This window comes from Microbacterium sp. NPDC055665, assembly GCF_053618035.1.
In genome coordinates, this window is record NZ_JBSHGY010000002.1 from 120,218 (window position 1) to 136,625 (window position 16,408).

General features: G+C 69.5%; 15 protein-coding genes. 7 read left to right on the forward strand and 8 right to left on the reverse strand.

Translation table 11 applies throughout. The features are described 5' to 3' along the window. Positions 1-30: 30 nt before the first annotated feature. Positions 31-1,533, reverse strand: coding sequence for a CoA-acylating methylmalonate-semialdehyde dehydrogenase (locus tag ACWGO6_RS06240; protein WP_452326198.1), 1,503 nt, complete (start codon positions 1,531-1,533; stop codon positions 31-33). A gap of 418 nt (positions 1,534-1,951) precedes the next feature. On the opposite strand from ACWGO6_RS06240, the gene ACWGO6_RS06245 reads away from it, so the two are divergent. Beyond that, a complete protein-coding gene (locus ACWGO6_RS06245; RefSeq protein ID WP_136040623.1) occupies positions 1,952-2,536 on the forward strand; it encodes an antibiotic biosynthesis monooxygenase in 585 nt (194 codons plus the stop codon). A 1-nt stretch (position 2,537) separates the two neighbouring features. Here the strand turns inward: ACWGO6_RS06245 and ACWGO6_RS06250 are convergent, their stop codons facing one another. From ACWGO6_RS06250 to ACWGO6_RS06275, 6 genes are all read right to left on the reverse strand, one after another. Continuing rightward, positions 2,538-4,019 (reverse strand): MFS transporter, encoded by a 1,482-nt coding sequence (locus tag ACWGO6_RS06250; RefSeq protein WP_452326199.1) that lies wholly within the window; start codon positions 4,017-4,019, stop codon positions 2,538-2,540. Between the two features lie 155 nt (positions 4,020-4,174). Continuing rightward, positions 4,175-5,308 (reverse strand): bifunctional 2-methylcitrate synthase/citrate synthase, encoded by a 1,134-nt coding sequence (locus tag ACWGO6_RS06255; RefSeq protein WP_452326200.1) that lies wholly within the window; start codon positions 5,306-5,308, stop codon positions 4,175-4,177. Positions 5,309-5,385: 77 nt separating this feature from the next. Further along, positions 5,386-6,294: a methylisocitrate lyase gene (gene prpB, locus ACWGO6_RS06260; RefSeq protein WP_452326201.1), complete on the reverse strand. Its 909-nt coding sequence runs from the start codon at positions 6,292-6,294 to the stop codon at positions 5,386-5,388. 75 nt (positions 6,295-6,369) lie between these two features. Next, positions 6,370-7,896: an MmgE/PrpD family protein gene (locus ACWGO6_RS06265; protein ID WP_376101209.1), complete on the reverse strand. Its 1,527-nt coding sequence runs from the start codon at positions 7,894-7,896 to the stop codon at positions 6,370-6,372. Between the two features lie 3 nt (positions 7,897-7,899). Then, positions 7,900-8,565, reverse strand: a complete 666-nt coding sequence (locus ACWGO6_RS06270; RefSeq protein WP_376101210.1) for a GntR family transcriptional regulator — start codon at positions 8,563-8,565, stop codon at positions 7,900-7,902. Positions 8,566-8,603: 38 nt separating this feature from the next. Then, on the reverse strand, positions 8,604-9,605 hold the full coding sequence (locus ACWGO6_RS06275; protein WP_452326202.1) for an EamA family transporter: 1,002 nt from the start codon (positions 9,603-9,605) through the stop codon (positions 8,604-8,606). Positions 9,606-9,644: 39 nt separating this feature from the next. Here ACWGO6_RS06275 and ACWGO6_RS06280 point away from each other — a divergent pair, with 39 nt between their 5' ends. The 6 genes from ACWGO6_RS06280 (at position 9,645) to ACWGO6_RS06305 (ending at position 15,530) form a co-directional block, all read left to right on the forward strand. Beyond that, positions 9,645-10,181, forward strand: a complete 537-nt coding sequence (locus ACWGO6_RS06280) for a CGNR zinc finger domain-containing protein (RefSeq protein ID WP_136040622.1) — start codon at positions 9,645-9,647, stop codon at positions 10,179-10,181. A 384-nt stretch (positions 10,182-10,565) separates the two neighbouring features. Then, entirely contained in the window at positions 10,566-11,141 is a 576-nt protein-coding gene (locus tag ACWGO6_RS06285; protein ID WP_452326203.1) for a glucose-6-phosphate isomerase family protein, read from the forward strand. A gap of 9 nt (positions 11,142-11,150) precedes the next feature. Further along, positions 11,151-12,641 (forward strand): xylulokinase, encoded by a 1,491-nt coding sequence (xylB, locus tag ACWGO6_RS06290; RefSeq protein ID WP_136043256.1) that lies wholly within the window; start codon positions 11,151-11,153, stop codon positions 12,639-12,641. Then, on the forward strand, positions 12,641-13,606 hold the full coding sequence (locus ACWGO6_RS06295) for a phosphoglycerate dehydrogenase (RefSeq protein ID WP_452326204.1): 966 nt from the start codon (positions 12,641-12,643) through the stop codon (positions 13,604-13,606). The genes xylB and ACWGO6_RS06295 overlap by 1 nt, the downstream gene beginning before the upstream one ends. Then, complete coding sequence (locus ACWGO6_RS06300) at positions 13,603-14,559, forward strand: shikimate dehydrogenase family protein (RefSeq protein ID WP_452326205.1); 957 nt, start codon at positions 13,603-13,605, stop codon at positions 14,557-14,559. Before ACWGO6_RS06295 ends, ACWGO6_RS06300 begins: the two co-directional genes overlap by 4 nt. Then, complete coding sequence (locus ACWGO6_RS06305; RefSeq protein WP_452326206.1) at positions 14,559-15,530, forward strand: phosphotriesterase family protein; 972 nt, start codon at positions 14,559-14,561, stop codon at positions 15,528-15,530. The genes ACWGO6_RS06300 and ACWGO6_RS06305 overlap by 1 nt, the downstream gene beginning before the upstream one ends. A gap of 54 nt (positions 15,531-15,584) precedes the next feature. Here ACWGO6_RS06305 and ACWGO6_RS06310 read toward each other — a convergent pair whose 3' ends face one another. Continuing rightward, on the reverse strand, positions 15,585-16,166 hold the full coding sequence (locus ACWGO6_RS06310) for a VOC family protein (RefSeq protein WP_136043260.1): 582 nt from the start codon (positions 16,164-16,166) through the stop codon (positions 15,585-15,587). Positions 16,167-16,408 lie beyond the last annotated feature (242 nt).

Below are 16,408 nucleotides of genomic sequence, written 5' to 3' on the forward strand. Positions count from 1 at the left end.
TCCTTGTGGGATCTCGTGACGGACGTGGGATCAGTGCATGGTGGGGATGACGAAGCTGGCTCCGTCGCGGATGCCCGCCGCGGGCCAACGGCTCGTCACCGTCTTGGTCTTCGTGTAGAAGCGGAACGCGTCGGTGCCGTGCTGGTTGAGGTCGCCGAAGCCGCTGCGCTTCCAACCGCCGAACGTGTAATACGCGATCGGCACCGGGATCGGGACGTTCACGCCGACCATCCCCACCTCGACGCGTGCGGCGAAGTCGCGGGCGGCATCGCCGTCGCGGGTGAAGATCGCGACACCGTTGCCGTACTCGTGCTCGGACGCCATCCGCAGCGCCTCCTCATAGTCGGCGGCGCGGGCGATCACCAGCACCGGACCGAAGATCTCCTCGCGGTAGATCGCCATGTCGGTGGTGACGTGGTCGAACAGGGTCGGTCCGAGGTAGAAGCCCTCTTCGTGACCTTCCACGGTGAAGCCCCGGCCATCGGCGAGGAGCGTCGCCCCCTCGTCGATGCCCTGCTGGATGTAGCCCTCGACCCGTTCGACGGCCGCGCTCGTGACCAGGGGTCCGTAGTCGACGTCGGCCGAGAGCGAGGGGCCGACCCGCAACTGCGCGACGCGTTCGGCGAGCTTGGCGGCGAGAGCATCCGCCGTCTCCTGCCCCACCGGGACCGCGACCGAGATGGCCATGCAGCGCTCGCCTGCCGAGCCGTAGCCCGAGCCGATCAGCGCGTCGACGGCCTGGTCGAGGTCGGCATCCGGCATCACGATCATGTGGTTCTTGGCGCCGCCGAAGCACTGGGCGCGCTTGCCGTGGGCCGTCGCGGTCGCGTAGATGTACTCGGCGATGGGCGTGGAGCCGACGAATCCGACGGCACGGATGCGGTCGTCGGTGAGCAGCGCGTCGACGGCCTCCTTGTCGCCGTGCACGACGTTGAGGACCCCGGCGGGGAGGCCCGCTTCGAGGAACAGTTCCGCCAGCCGGACCGGCACCGAGGGGTCGCGCTCGCTGGGCTTGAGGACGACGGCGTTTCCGGCGGCGAGCGCAGGGCCGGCCTTCCAGAGCGGGATCATCGCGGGGAAGTTGAACGGCGTGATCGCGGCGACGACCCCGAGCGGCTGCCGCATCGAGTACACGTCGATGCCGGTTCCCGCACCCGTCGAGTACTCGCCCTTCAGCAGGTGGGGCGCTCCGGCCGAGAACTCGATGACCTCGAGTCCGCGCTGGATGTCGCCCTTCGCATCGTCGACCGTCTTGCCGTGCTCGCTCGCGAGGAGCTCGGCGAGTGACGTCATCTCGCGCTGCACCAGGTCGAGGAACCGCAGCAGCACACGAGCGCGCTTCTGGGGGTTGGTCGCGGCCCACGCGACCTGGGCCTCTTCGGCGTTCGCGATCACGCGGCGCACCTCGTCGGTCGAGGCGAGCGGCACACGCGCCTGCACGGCGCCGGTGCTCGGATCGAACACGTCGGCGAAGCGACCGGCGTCGGGGGTGAGAAGCGATCCGCCCACGAAGTGCGGGATAGTACGAGTCATTGTGTGACATCCCTCCGTGCCGTCGTTGGCACAATGAGGAGTTTACTCGGAGTACCGGATATTTACTAGGACATCCTTGTATTTGGGCTTCGCGACCCGAGTGCCATGAATCGCGGTTGTTCGCGCCCCGTTCACCACCGCGTCATCTCGCCCGGGTACAACTGCAAGTGCGCGGACAGAGACTCAGACCGGATCGGGTGTCACGTCTACCGCGCGCACGGTGAGCGCTCTCGCTCCCGTCGCGGCGCCCACGCCGCGAGACCCCCGCCGAATCGGGTCGGCGGGGGTCCTCTCCGTCCGGGCCGGAAGCGGCCTGCGAAGCCCCGCATCCGAATTAGAATCGACGATGCGCCGCCACCCCTGGCGCATCCGCTTCGGCGTCCCGACCCCGGCCGCCCGTTCCCCCGAGGACCGCACCATGTCCGAACCCCTCACCGTGTCCATCCGCCGCGAAGTCGACCCCGAGCGCATCGTCGAGGCGACAGCCTGGGTGCAGACCGGGGTGAACCTCGCGACGAAGTATCCGGGCTTCCTCGGCTCGGGCTGGGTGCGCGCCGGCGAGGACTCGCAGGTCTGGCACATGCTGTACCGGTTCGCGAGCGAGGACTCGCTCACCGCGTGGGAGCAGTCGGCCGAGCGGGCCTGGTGGCTCTCGATGGGCGAGGGCTTCGTGCGCAGCGAGCGCTCCAAGCGGCGCACCGGGATCGAGGGCTGGTTCGATGAGCCGACCACCGGCACGATCACACTCCCGGCAGCCGACGGCACGACCGAGACGGTCACCGTCGCCCCCGCTCCCCCGCGTTGGAAGCAGGCGACCTCGATCTGGCTGGGGTTCTTCCCGGTCAACCTCGCGTTCACCTACGCGATGAGCCCGGTGCCCGGATGGAACGAGCTGCCGATCTGGCTCCGCGTGCTCGTCACGACCCTCGTGCTCACGCCGATCATGGCGTACTGGGTGCTGCCGTTCGTCACCCGTTCGCTGCGGAGCTGGCTCGCCCGCTGACTCAGGTCCCCTTCCCCGGCGAGACCCCCTCATCCGGCGAGTCCACGAGCGACAGCGGATCCGCGATGTCCTCGAGCGACTTGCCCGCCGCGCTCACCCCGAAGATGCCGCAGACGACGCCACCGAACATCATGATCGCCGCGCCGAGCACGTACCCCCAGAACAGCGGACCGCGGTCGCCCGACTCGGCACTCGCGCCGATCAGCGACCCGTAGAGCACCGGAGCGATGGCGCCGACGAGCTGCCCGATCGAGAAGACGTACGAGATCACCTGGCTGCGCAGCTCCAGCGGGAAGATCTCGCTCACCGTCAGGTACGCCGCCGACGCACCGGCCGAGGCGAAGAAGAACGACGCGCACCAGAACGCCGTGTGGGTGGCCGCATTCAGCACGCCGGCGTTGAACAGGAACGCGCTGACGAGGAGGATCAGGCCCGCGAGCACATAGGTCGAGAACAGCATCCGCCGCCGGCCCCAGGTGTCGAAGAAGTGCCCGAGGATGAGCGCGCCGGCGAGGTTCCCGACCGCGAACACGATGAAGTACTGCGACGCCGAGGCCGGCGGAGTGTCGTAGAAGTTCTCCAGCACGAGGGCGTAGGTGAAGAAGATCGCGTTGTAGAGGAACGACTGGGTGACCATCATCGTGATGCCGACCAGCGTGCGCCGAGGGTACTTCTTGAACAGCACCTTCGCGATGACGAGGAACGGGACGCTGCCGTACTCCTTGACGGTGATCGCCTTGCTCTCGTCGACCGGGTCGATCGTCTTGCCCTCCTTGCGGATGCGCTCCTCGATCTGGTCGACGTTGCGCTCGGCCTCGTCCTCGCGCCCGTGCGTCATCTGCCAGCGCGGGCTCTCCGGGATGTGACGGCGCAGCCAGATGATGAGGATGCCGAGCACTGGTCCGACGAAGAAGCTGAGCCGCCAGCCGAGGTCGGCGGGGAGGATGTCGGTGTTGAGGAAGAACATGTTCGCCACGGCGCCGAGGGCCGCTCCACCCCAGTAGGTGCCGTTGATCGCGATGTCGACGCGACCGCGGTACTTCGCCGGGATGATCTCGTCGATGGCCGAGTTGATGGCCGCATACTCACCGCCGATGCCCGCGCCCGCCACGAACCGCCAGATGTAGAAGAACCAGGGAGCGAAGGAGAGACCGGCGATCGCGGATCCGACCAGATACACCGCGAGCGAGACGAGGAAGAGGTTCTTGCGGCCGAGGCGATCGGCGAGGCGTCCGAACACGAGCGCACCGAACACCTGACCCAGCAGGTAGCACGTGCCGGCGAGGCCGACCTCGGCCGGGCCCATGCCCAGGGTCGCGGCATAACCGTTCGCGGCGACGATCTGCACCTCGAGCCCGTCGAGGATCCAGGAGAACCCGAGTCCGACGACGATCATCCAGTGGAATCGCGACCACGGCAGCCGGTCCATGCGTGCCGGGACAAGCGACCTGACCTCCTTGACGGTGGCGTCGGATGCGGACATGAGCCCTCCTTCGTACGCGGGCGAAATCGCCCCGGCATCTGTCTTACTCCGCGGGAGAATTCGTCGCACCGCCTTGACCGCGGGGATCGCACCGCGCTAAGCACGGCAGAAGGCCCCGATGTGCTCGACACATCGGGGCCTTCGGTCACTGCAGCTCAGCTCTCGACGTGCCGCTCGTCCGGGCCGTCGTAGTGCGACAGCGGACGGATCAGCGCGTTCGACCCGGCCTGCTCGATCACATGCGCGGTCCACCCGGTGACCCGCGCGGCCACGAAGAGCGGCGTGAAGGTCAGTGTGTCGAATCCGATCAGGTTGTACGCCGGACCCGACGGGTAGTCGAGGTTCGGGTAGATGCCCTTGCGCGCGACGAACTCGGACTCGAGGGCGTCGTAGAGGGCGGCGACCTCGGGCCGGTCGTAGTGCTCCACGAGGGTGTCGAGCGCCGCCTTCATGGTCGGCACCCGGGAGTCGCCCTTCTTGTAGACGCGGTGCCCGAAGCCCATGATCTTGCGCTTCTCGGCGAGAGCCGCATCGAGCCAGGGCACGACGTTGTCGGCCGTGCCGATGTCGTCGAAGATGTGCAGCACAGCCTCGTTGGCGCCACCGTGCAGCGGACCCTTGAGGGCGCCGATCGCACCGACCACTGCCGAGTAGATGTCGCTCAGGGTCGAGGTGATCACGCGCGCCGTGAACGTCGAGGCGTTGAAGGAGTGCTCGGCGTAGAGGATCATCGAGCGGTTGAATGCGTCGACCACGACGTCGTCCGCCTCTTCGCCGAACGTCATCCAGAGGAAGTTCGCCGAGTAGTCGAGATCGTCGCGCGGGGCGATGATCTCCTGCCCGCGGCGGCGACGCTGACCGTAGGCGACGATCGCCGGCAGAGCGGCGAACAGGCGGATGCTGCGCTCGAGGTTCTGCTCCGGGCTGCCACCGGCGTCGAGCACCGATCCGCCCGCACCGGGGTCGGAGGCGCCGATCAGGCTGACCGCGGTGCGCACCTCGTCCATCGGGTGGGCGTCGAGCGGCACCAGGTCGATCGCGGCCTTGACGTTGTCGGAGAGCGCGCGGTGCGTGCGCTCATCGAGACGGAACGCCGCGAGCTCTTCCGGCGTCGGCAGCTCGCCGTTCCAGAGGAGGTAGGCGACCGCCTCGAACGGCTGCGTGTCCGCCAGCTCCTGCACGGGGTAGCCGCGGTACAGCAGGCTGTTCGTCTCGGGGTTGACCTTCGAGATCGCGGTCGTGTCGACGACGACCCCCGCGAGGCCCTTCTTGATGTCCGGCTCGGTCATGGTCACTCCTTCGTGTACTTCGACTCGTCGCTTCGCTCCTCGCTCAGCGACCGGGTCGGATGTCCGCTTCGCTGCGCTCAGCGACCGGTGTTGTCGACTGTGAAGTTGAAGACGCCGGAGTCGAAGTGGTTGTACGACTCGTAGTCGATCAGGTCATAGAGATCGGCGCGGTGCTGCATCTCGCCGAGCTTCGAGGTCAGGTGCCCCTCGTCGTTCAGCGTATCGAGAGCACGGCCCGCGGCCCCCATCGAGATGCGCAGCAGCGACACGGGCCAGATGACCAGGTTCACGCCGGCGTCACGCAGCTGGTCCGTGGAGAACAGCTCGCTCTTGCCGAACTCGGTCATGTTCGCCAGGATCGGCACGTCCAGCGCCTCGGCCATCGCCTCGAACTCGGCGAGCGTGCGCATCGCCTCGGGGAAGATCGCGTCGGCACCGGCATCCACCAGCGCCTTGGCACGGTCGATCGCCGCGTCCAGACCCTCGATCGCGCGGATGTCGGTGCGCGCCATGATGAGGAAGTTCTCGTCACGGCGGGAGTCGGCGGCGGCCCGGATCCGCTTGATCGCGGTGTTCTCGTCGACCACGGCCTTGCCGTCGAGGTGGCCGCAGCGCTTCGGGTTGATCTGGTCCTCGATGTGCGTGCCGGCGAGGCCCGCATCTTCGAGCTCCTGGATCGTGCGGGCGACGTTCATCGGCTCGCCGAAGCCGGTGTCGGCGTCGACGATCGCGGGGAGGTCGGTCATGCGGGCGATCTGCTTCGCGCGGCCGGCGACCTCGGTCAGCGTCGTGAGGCCGATGTCGGGCAGGCCCAGGTCGGCGGAGAGCACGGCGCCGGAGATGTAGACGCCGTCGAAGCCCTTCTGCTCGATCAAGCGGGCGCTCAGCGGGTTGAAGGCTCCGGGAAAGCGCAGCAGTTCGCCGCTCGCGAGCCGCTCCCGGAACAGCCGCCGCTTCTCGGCGGGCGTGATCGTGGAGTACAGCATCAGATCTCCTTCGTCATCGTGCTTCGACAGGCTCAGCAACCCAGGGGCCTGGGTCCCTGAGCTTGTCGAAGGGCATCAGAACAGTCCCGCAGGGGCAGGGGCGGCCTCGAGCAGGCCGGGCTTCGCGACGATCGACAGCTCGCCGACCTCGGCGGCCGTCAGCTCGGGCAGGCGCTGCACGAGCTCGAGGAAGCGCTCGATCTCGGCGGGCTCGAGCACGGGCTCGGCGAGCAGACGGAACTTCGCGATGTAGTTCTCGCGCGCGAAGGGACGTGCTCCGAGCGGATGCGCGTCGGCCACGGCGATCTCGTCGACCACGGTCGAACCGTCGGTGAGCCGGATCTCGACGCGACCGCCGAATGCCTTCTCGTCGGGGTCTTCGGAGTGGTAGCGGCGCGTCCACTCGGCATCCTCCGCCGTGGTGATCTTGTGCCACAGCGCGACGGTGTCGGCGCGGCCCGCACGCTCCGGCGTGTAGGAGTCGACGTGGTGCCAGCCGCCGTCCTGCAGCGCCACCGCGAAGATGTACGGCACCGAGTGGTCGAGCGTCTCGCGCGAGGCGGTCGGGTCGTACTTCTGCGGGTCATTCGCCCCCGAGCCGATCACGTTGTGCGTGTGGTGGCTGGTGTGGATGACGATCGAGTCGATGTTCGCGGGGTCGCGCAGCGCCGGGTTCGAGGTCCCCAGCTTACGAGCGAGGTCGATGAGCGCCTGGGCCTGGTACTCGGCCGAGTGCTCCTTCGTGTACGAGTCGAGGATCGCGCGCTTGGGCTCGCCCGCAGCGGGCAGCGGCACGTCGTAGGACGCGTCCTTGCCGTCGAGCATCCAGGCGATGACGCCGTCTTCGCCTTCGTAGATCGGGGCGGGGCTGGTCTGTCCGCGCATGGCCCGGTCGACCGCTTCGACGGCCATCTTTCCGGCGAAGGCCGGGGCGTGCGCCTTCCAGGTCGAGATCTCGCCCTTGCGGCTCTGGCGCGTGGCGGTGGTGGTGTGCAGGCCCTGGCCGACGGCCTGGTAGATCGTCTCGACGTCGAGGCCGAGCAGGGTGCCGATCCCGGCCGCGGCCGACGGACCGAGGTGGGCGACGTGGTCGATCTTGTGCTTGTGCAGGCAGATCGCCCGCACCAGGTCCATCTGGATCTCGTAGCCCGTGGCGATGCCGCGCACGAGCGCCCGCCCGTCCTTGCCGGTGTGCTGGGCGACCGCGAGGATCGGCGGGATGTTGTCGCCCGGGTGCGAGTACTCGGCGGCCAGGAACGTGTCGTGATAGTCGAGTTCGCGCACGGCCACGCCGTTCGCCCAGGCCGCCCACTCGGGGCTGGTGCGGTGGTCGAGAGCGGCGCCGAACAGGTTCGCGCCGACGCCGCCGGTCGAGACGGGGTGGCTGAAAGCCTGCGCGCGCGCGGCGTTGATCGGCGCGCGGGTCAGGGATGCCGCGGCCACCGAGGCGTTGTCGATGATGCGGTTGATGATCATGTCGACGACGTCCTGCTCGACCTCGACCTGGTCGGCGGCGACCTCGGCGATCTTCCAGGCGAGCTGGTCTTCGCGTGCGAGGTTCTCGGAGCTCGCGTATACACGGACGTGGTGGGAGACGGTCATTTCTTATCCTTCACGGTTGCTGGAGTCGAGGGAGTCGAGGATGCCGGCGAGGGCGTTGTGCAGGTGCACGTGGGTGGCATGGGCGGCGAGGTCGCCGTCGCGGGCAGCGAGCGCCTCGGCGATCGTGCGGTGCTCGGCGGCGGAGGCTGCGAGCCGAGCGGGCTTGTCGCGGGCCATCCGGCGCACACGCACGAGGTGCGTGCGCACGGTGCGCAGGGCCGAGGCGATGTAGTCGTTCGCGACCGCCGCGTCGAGGGCGGCGTCGAACCGGGCGATCAGGGCGTAGTAGGCATCGCGGCCCTCGGCTGCCGCGAGGTCCACGTGCGCGAACTCCTCGGCCAGCGCGGCGAACAAGCGGTCATCCCCGCGGGCGGCCGCGATACGGGCCGAGCTCTCCTCGAGCGCGCGGCGGATCTCGAAGAGGGAGCGGATGTCGTCGGCATCCAGGTCGGCGACGACGGTGACCCGAGGCGACTGCTGCACGACGAGCCCGTCGGCGGCGAGCCTGCGGAGGGCCTCGCGCATCGGGGTGCGGCTGACGCCGAGGCGCTCCGCCTGCTCGACCTCGCCGAGCACGAACCCGGCCGGAAGAGCGCCGGACTGGATGTCGTCGAGCAGGGCCGTGTAGGCGCGATCACTCGCGGAGAGGCGCTCGACGGCAAGAGTCATGCCCTCAGTGTATACATAAAGGGGCTCCGTCTGGCGCTTCAGTCTTTGGGAGCGGACGCCCGGTATACATTGCGCGAGGAAGGCACGGGCTCCACCAACTCCGGAGCGACGGGTTCACCGAGCTTGACCACCACGACCCCCACGAGCACGAGCACTCCGCCGAGCGCCTGCAGCAGGTCGGGAAGCTGTCCGAGCAGCAACCACCCGAACAGGAGCGCGGCCACGACCTCGGCGAGCGCGACGAAGGATGCGAGCCGCGAACCCAGCATCCGCGTCGAGGCGATGCCGAGCAGATACGCGAGCGCTGTCGCGACGACGCCCATCGCCAGCACGGGCACGAACCAGGGCACGCTGCCGAACCGGTAGGCGATGTCATCGGTCGTCCACGTGATCGGCAGGACGCCGATCGCCCCGGCGGCGGCGAGCCCGAGCGCCCCGAGCAGCAACCCGCTTCCCGCGAGGGCGATCGGAGGCAGCCCCGTATCAGCCTTGGCCGACAGCACGAAGTAGGCGGCGGCCCCGACCATCGCGCCCAGAGCCCACAGGATCCCGGCCACGTTCACGTCGGCTCCGGTGAGGATGTCGAGCATGAGCACCAGCCCGACGAAGGCGATGGCCGCGCCGATGACGCTCTTGCGGCTCGGGCGCTCGCCCCGCCGGATCCACAGCCACAGCAGCACCGCGACCGGCGCCGTGTACTCGATGAGCAGCGCCAGCCCCACATCCATCACGGCCACGGCCTGGAAGTAGAAGAGCTGGGTGGCGGCGACCGCGAGCAGCCCGTACGCCAGGACCATGCCGGCGTTGCGACGCAGCAGCCCCCATCTTCCTCGGAGAGACACGAGCGTCGGAACGAGCAGCACGAGGGCGGCGACCCCGATGCGCGCGAGGACCGCGGCCCCGGGCGTCCACCCCGCGTCGATGAGCCCGCGTGCCCACCCACCCGACATCCCGAAGGACAGCGCCGCTGCGATGGCGAGCGGCAGCCCCCAGCGCGCGCCATGCGGCATTCCGGGAGTGTCATTGCTCACCTTGCTCATGATCGATGACGCTACGCGCGGGGACTGTAAGATGTCAACATGATCTTCACCGATGACACGGAGGAGGGCCTCCGCGCGGCCGTCTGGCTCGTCAACTCGGCCGAAGACCCGGACACACTGGTCGACATCGAGGACGAGATCGCGTTCCTCCGCGAGTTCCCGTACACCGGTCGGCTCGACCACGACGCAGAAGAACTCGCCTCCCTCCGCCGCCTTCGCCCGCGGCTGCGCGCCATGCTGCTCGCACCGCGCGACGAAATGGCCGCACTCGTCAACGACGCCCTCGCCGAGTCCCGGCTCACCCCTCGACTGCTGCGTCACGACGGTGCCGACTGGCATCTGCACGCCGTGGCCGATGACCATCCGCTGGCCGAGCGCGTGCTGATCGAGACCGCGATGGCCCTGATCGACGTCATCCGCTCCGACGAAGGATCGCGCCTCACCGTGTGCGACGACGACACGTGTCAAGCGGTCGCGCTCGACCTCTCCCGCAACCGCTCGAAACGGTACTGCTCCACCACCTGCGCGAACCGCAACGCCGTCGCCGCGTATCGCGCGCGCCGCGCCGGAGCCTGAGCCGGCGCGGCTCCAGCCGACCTCCACGGCCGCTCCCACGCTCCGGCCGCTCCGGCGCTCCGGTCGCCCCCACCCTCCGGCCGCCCACGCTCCTCCGCGCTCCGGTCGCCCCCCACGCTCCCCTCCCACCCTCCTCCGCGCTCCGGTCGCAGTTCGTGCCGGATTCTTCCCGGTCAGGCGGCACCAACTGCGACCGGAGCAGCAGCAGGCGGCACCAACTGCGACCGGAGGGCCAACTCCGACACCGCGGCGCGCCGCGCGCAGATGCGCGCAGTAGATCGCGCGCGAGCGCAAGCCCCTCTGGACGCAACCTGTCATAACAGGTACAGTGAACCTGTCATTACAGGTTGCGCAGCGCCGCAGCATCCGTTACGAGGAGCACCGATGCCCGAGTTCCACACCCCGCCGATCTCTCCGATGGCGATCGCGTTCGACGCCGAGAAGCTGACGCTCTCGCCCGAAGGACCGACCCTCACCCGGCGGATGTCCGACCTCGAAGGACTTTTCCTCGACGCGGATGCCTGGGCCGCAGCATCCGTCGGCGAGAACCCGGTGGTCTACACGGTCGTCAGCTCCCCCGTGCCCGAGGCCGACCGCGAACTGCCGCAGTCGATCACCACGATCATGCCCGGCGACACCGCCGGCGAGCTCTGGATGACGAAGGGCCACCAGCATCCGGACCATCAGGGCGAGATCTACCTGGCGCTCAAGGGCCGGGGCGGACTGCTCATGTTCGACGGCGAACGCACCGAGTGGCTCGACATGCTGCCCGGCACAATCGGCTACATCCCGCCCGGTTGGGCGCACCGCTCGGTCAACGTCGGCGACGAGCCCTACGCCTTCCTCGCGGTCTACCCGGGAGGGGCCGGGCACGACTACGGATGGGTACTGGAGCACGGTATGGGTTCGCGCGCCTACCGCGCGACCTCCGGCGTCGACCTGCGTCCCTACGCGGAATAGGCTCCGGCCATGATCATCGCGCACGACCTGGGCACCACCGGGAACAAGGCGTCGCTGCACCACGACGACGGCCGTCTGATCGCCTCGGTCACGGTCCCCTACCCCGCGCACTTCGCCGCGGGTGGCGTCGCCGAGCAGAATCCCGTCGACTGGTGGGACGCCGTCGTCGCGGCCACACGCGATCTGATCGCCCGCACCGGCACGGCTCCGACCGACGTCGCCGGACTCGTGGTGAGCGGTCAGATGATGGGCGCCGTCCTGCTCGATGGCGACGGCGAACCGGCACGCCCCGCGATCATCTGGGCCGACACCCGGTCCGGTGCGCAGCAGCGCGAGCTCGAGACCGCGATCGGCGCCGAGCGCGCCTACGGCATCCTGGGGCACCGGCTCAACCCCACGTACTCCGTCGAGAAGATCATGTGGGTGCGCGACAACGAGCCGGACACCTGGGCGCGCGTGCGACGCGTGTGCGTCGCGAAGGACTTCATCGTGCTGCGCCTCACCGGGCGCCTCGCGACCGATCGCTCCGACGCATCCGGCACGAACGCCTATGACCAGGCGACCGGCACGTGGTCGGCGGAGGTCCTGCAGGCCGCGCGCCTCGACCCCGCACTGTTCCCCGAGATCCTGGAATCCACACAGATCGCCGGCACGCTGACGGATGCCGCCGCCGAGGCACTCGGCCTGCCGGCGCGCGTCCGCGTGGTGATGGGAGGAGGCGACGGTCCGATGGCCGCCGTCGGCTCCGGCATCGTCGCACCGGAGGATGGCGCCTACGTGTGCCTGGGCACATCGTCGTGGATCTCGTTCGCCGCCGACGCCCCGCTGCACGACTCCGCGATGCGCACCTTCACGTTCGACAACGTCGTGCCCGGATCGTTCGTGCCCACTGCCACCATGCAGGCGGGCGGAGCCTCGGTGCAGTGGATCGCCGAGGCGCTCTCCCCCGACCCCGCACACCCCGAGACCCCACGTCTGACGGCCGAGGCCTCCGCCGCCGTCGACACCGACGACCTCTACTTCCTCCCCTACCTCCTCGGCGAGCGCTCTCCGATGTGGGATCCGGATGCCCGGGGCGCGTTCGTCGGCCTCGCCCGCCACCACGGCAGGTCGCACCTCGTGCGGGCCGTGCTCGAGGGCACCGCGTTCAACCTGCTCAGCTGCATCCAGGCGTTCCGCGAAGCCGGTGCCACGATCGACCGCATCGACGCGGTCGGCGGCGGAGCGCAGAGCGATGTGTACCTCTCGGTGCTCGCGGACGTGTGGGGCGTGCCCGTGCGCCGCCGGACGATCGTCGAAGAGGCGAACAGTCTCGGCGCCGCCGTCACCGCCGCGGTCGGGCTCGGTCTCACCGACTTCTCGGCCGCGCGTGCTCTGAGCGAGGTCACGGCCGAGTTCACCCCGGATGCCGCCCGTCACGCCGTCTATGCCGACCGGCACACCCGCTTCGTCGACGCGTACACGGCGCTCGCTCCGTGGTTCGCCGGACGGCCGCGCTGATGAGCGTCATCCTCGTCACCAGCCGCTCGTTCTCGGACGGCGACCTCGACCTCGTCGAACGCGCGGCTCAGGCCGGGCACCGCATCCTCCGGGGACCCGCGCACCACGACCTCGACGAGCTGCGGTCGCTGCTGCACGGTGCCGATGCCTGGATCGCGGGCACCGGAGCCGTCACGGATGCGCACTTCGCCGCGGCTCCGAAGCTCAAGGTGCTCGCCCGCTACGGCGTCGGCACCGAGTCGGTCGACCTCGCGGCTGCGAGAGAGCGCGGCATCCCGGTGACCAACACCCCCGGCGCCAACGCCGACGCGGTCGCCGATCACGCCGTCGGCCTCATGCTCGCCGCGCTCCGCTTCGTGCCGGACGGAGACCGCCGCGTGCGCCTCGGCGATTGGAGCGTGCGTCGCGGGCGGGAGCTCGGTGCCGCGACCGTCGGGATCGTCGGCTTCGGTCGGATCGGACAGGGGGTCGCTGCACGGTTGAGCGGCTTCGGGTCGCGCGTGCTGGCGGCCGATCCGTTCCTTCCCGACGAGGTCGTGCGGGCTCGAGGTGCGGAACCCGTCTCGATCGACGACCTGTTCCGCGCCGCCGACGTCATCACGCTGCACGCTCCGGGTGGGCAACGGCTCGTCGACGCCGACCGTCTCGCCGGCATGCGACCGGGAACCGTACTGGTCAACACCGCCCGCGGCGACCTGATCGACGAGGCCGCCGTGGCACAGGCGCTGCACGACGGCACTCTCGCCGGTTACGCCGCCGACACCCTCGACGGCGATACGGCTGCCCACGACAGTCCGTTGCTCGCCCCGGAACTCGCCGACCGCGTGATCGTGACACCGCACCTCGGCGCCCAGACCACCCAGGCGGTCGACAACATGGGTTCCCTCTCGCTCGCCGATGTCATCGCGATCCTCGCAGGTGCCGAGCCCACCCACCCCGTCCCCGTCCCCGAGGAGACCCGATGACCACCACCGACGCCGTCAGCATCGCGCCCGCCACGGCATCCGCCGACTACATGGGCTTCGTCGGGGTGACCACGGCGTCGTCGTCGATCGTGAAGGTCTTCCCGCTCTGGGCCGACATCCTGCACCTGCCGACCCGCACCCTGGTCGGCCACGACCTGCCGATGGATGCCGATTCCGCGCAGTACCGCGCCATGGTGGAGCAGATCCGCGACGACCCGCATCACCGCGGGGCCCTCGTGACCACGCACAAGATGAACGTGTACGCCGCGGCCGCCGACCTCTTCGACGAGCTCGACCCGTTCGCGGTGTCGTGCTCCGAGATCTCCAGCATCTCGAAGCGCGGACCGATCCTGTCGGGCCGTGCCAAAGACCCGATCACGGTCGACCTCGCGCTGAACGAGTTCCTTCCCGCCGACCACTTCACCCGTACCGGAGCCGAGGTCGTGATCCTCGGGGCCGGCGGCTCGGGCACCGCGCTGAGCTGGGCCCTGGCCGAACGCGACGACGCCCCGGCGAAGATCACGGTCACCGCCCGCACGCAGGACAAGCTCGACCACCTGCGCGAGGTGCACCGCCAGCACGGCACCCGCGAGGGGCTGATCGAGTACGTCGTGACCGCATCTCCCGCAGACGCCGATGCGCTGGTGTCCGCAGCCCCCGCCGGTTCCGTGATCGCCAACGCGACCGGGCTCGGCAAGGACCGGCCCGGCTCACCCCTGAGCGATGCGGTGGTCTTCCCACAGGGCGGGTACGCGTGGGAGTTCAACTACCGCGGCTCGCTCGAGTTCCTCCACCAGGCCGAGGCGCAGGCATCCGCACGTGGGCTGCACGTTGTCGACGGCTGGCGCTACTTCATCCACGGCTGGTCGCAGGTGGTGGCCGACGTGTTCGAGCTCGACCTGACCCCCGAGGTGGTCGAGCGACTCGCCGAGGCCGCGGAGTCGGTGCGCTGATGCCCGCCGTCGTCCGCACCGTGCTCGGCGACATCGACCCTGCGCTCCTCGGGCGGGTGAACTACCACGAGCACCTGTTCCAGGTGTCGCCGCTGCTGCCGGGCGATGAGCTCGACGACGAGAAGGCCTCAGGGGAGGAAGCGGCTCTGCTGCAGGCGAGCGGATTCGAGACGATGGTGGATGCCACGCCGTTCGGCCTCGCGCGCGCCCCGGGAGCGCTCGCCCGGATCAGCGCCTCGACCGGGCTCCGCATCGTCGCGACGACCGGACGGCACCGTGAGGCCCATTACGGCGCCGACCATCCGATGCAGGCGTGGACCGCCGATCGGCTGGCCGCGCTGTTCATCGCCGACATCACGCGCGGGATGCCCGCCGACGACGCGGAGATCTTCGAAGCACCGGAGGTGCCCCTGGCCGCAGCGCCCGATGGCGGCCCGGTGCGCGCAGGGATACTCAAGGGCGGCGCCGACTACTGGCGCATCAGCCCGTTCGAGCGCACCACCCTGCTCGCCGTCGCCGAGGCGCACCGCGTGACGGGCGCTCCGGTCATGGTGCATCTGGAGTTCGGCACCGCGGCCCACGAGGTGCTCGACCTGCTCGCGTCCGAGGGCGTGGCAGCCGACCGTGTCGTGCTCGCGCATGCCGATCGCGACCCCGACCCCGGCCTGCACGCGTCCCTGGCCGAACGCGGGGCTCACCTCGGCTACGACGGCTTCGCTCGTCCGCGCACCCGCTCCGATGCGGAGCTGCTCGCCCTGACGGTCGCGGTGGTCGAGCGCGGCGCCGGTCATCGGGTCGTGCTCGGCGGCGACGTCGCCCGGCGCTCGCGGTACATCGCCTACGGCGGCATGCCCGGACTCGCCTACCTCGGCGACCGCTACCTCCCCCGCCTCCGCGCGGCCGTGGGCGACGAGGCCGTGCACCGGATGCTCGTGACCACACCGGCCCAGCTGCTGGCCCTCGCGCCCTGATCAGGTTCGTCGCAGCTCACCTTCCTCCTCTGCCGCCTCCGACGACCACGCCATTCAGCGATCGAGCCGGGGATCCCGCAAAGATGCCATCGCCTCGACGAGGCTTTCGTGGATGTACTCGAGCTCGGGCGAGGTGAAGCTCGACCAGTCCTCTTCGGCGGCACCGTGATCGTCCGCCTCTTCACCGTCCCCAGAGCCACTCCACGAGGCGGCGTCCGCTCCGTCGGCATCCCACACCTGCTCCTGCGGAACATGGGCGTAGACCCACCAGAGGTTTCCCGAAGGATCGGCGAAGCGCGAGAACGTGTCTCCGAAGAAGTCCGTCGGCCTCGTCACGATACGGGCGCCGAGTCCGACGGCTCGTGCGAGCGTTCCCTCGACGTCGTCGACGTACACCTGGATGAATCCCGGGGTGAAGGGCCAGTCGGGCTTTCGGTCGGCGACGGTGATGACGGAATCGCCGATGCGCAGCTCGGAGTGCAGGATCAGGCCGTCGGTGTCGACGGTGCGGGCCTCGGGGACGTCGGTCGCCTCGAAGACCTCGATCACGAAGTCGATGATGCGGGCGGCGTCATCGGTCATGAGGAAGGGGTTGACGGTGTTCGATCCGGCAGGGAGGGCGGGTGTGCTGCTCATGGTGGGTGTCCTTTCGTCGAGATCACTCTGACAGCCGCCCCGGACAGATCCTGACCTCGATTCCCGGACTCGATCGTCGAACTCCGACCACCGGCCCGTGCACCCGTCGGGAGAAAGCACACATGTCGGGCGAATCGCCGGGGCTCCTTCCTGCATCCGGGAGTCCTCCCGACATCCGTCCCCGAACGCCTCCCCTCACGGCGCTCCCGGACGCGAAGAAGCCCCCCACCCGACGGTGAGGG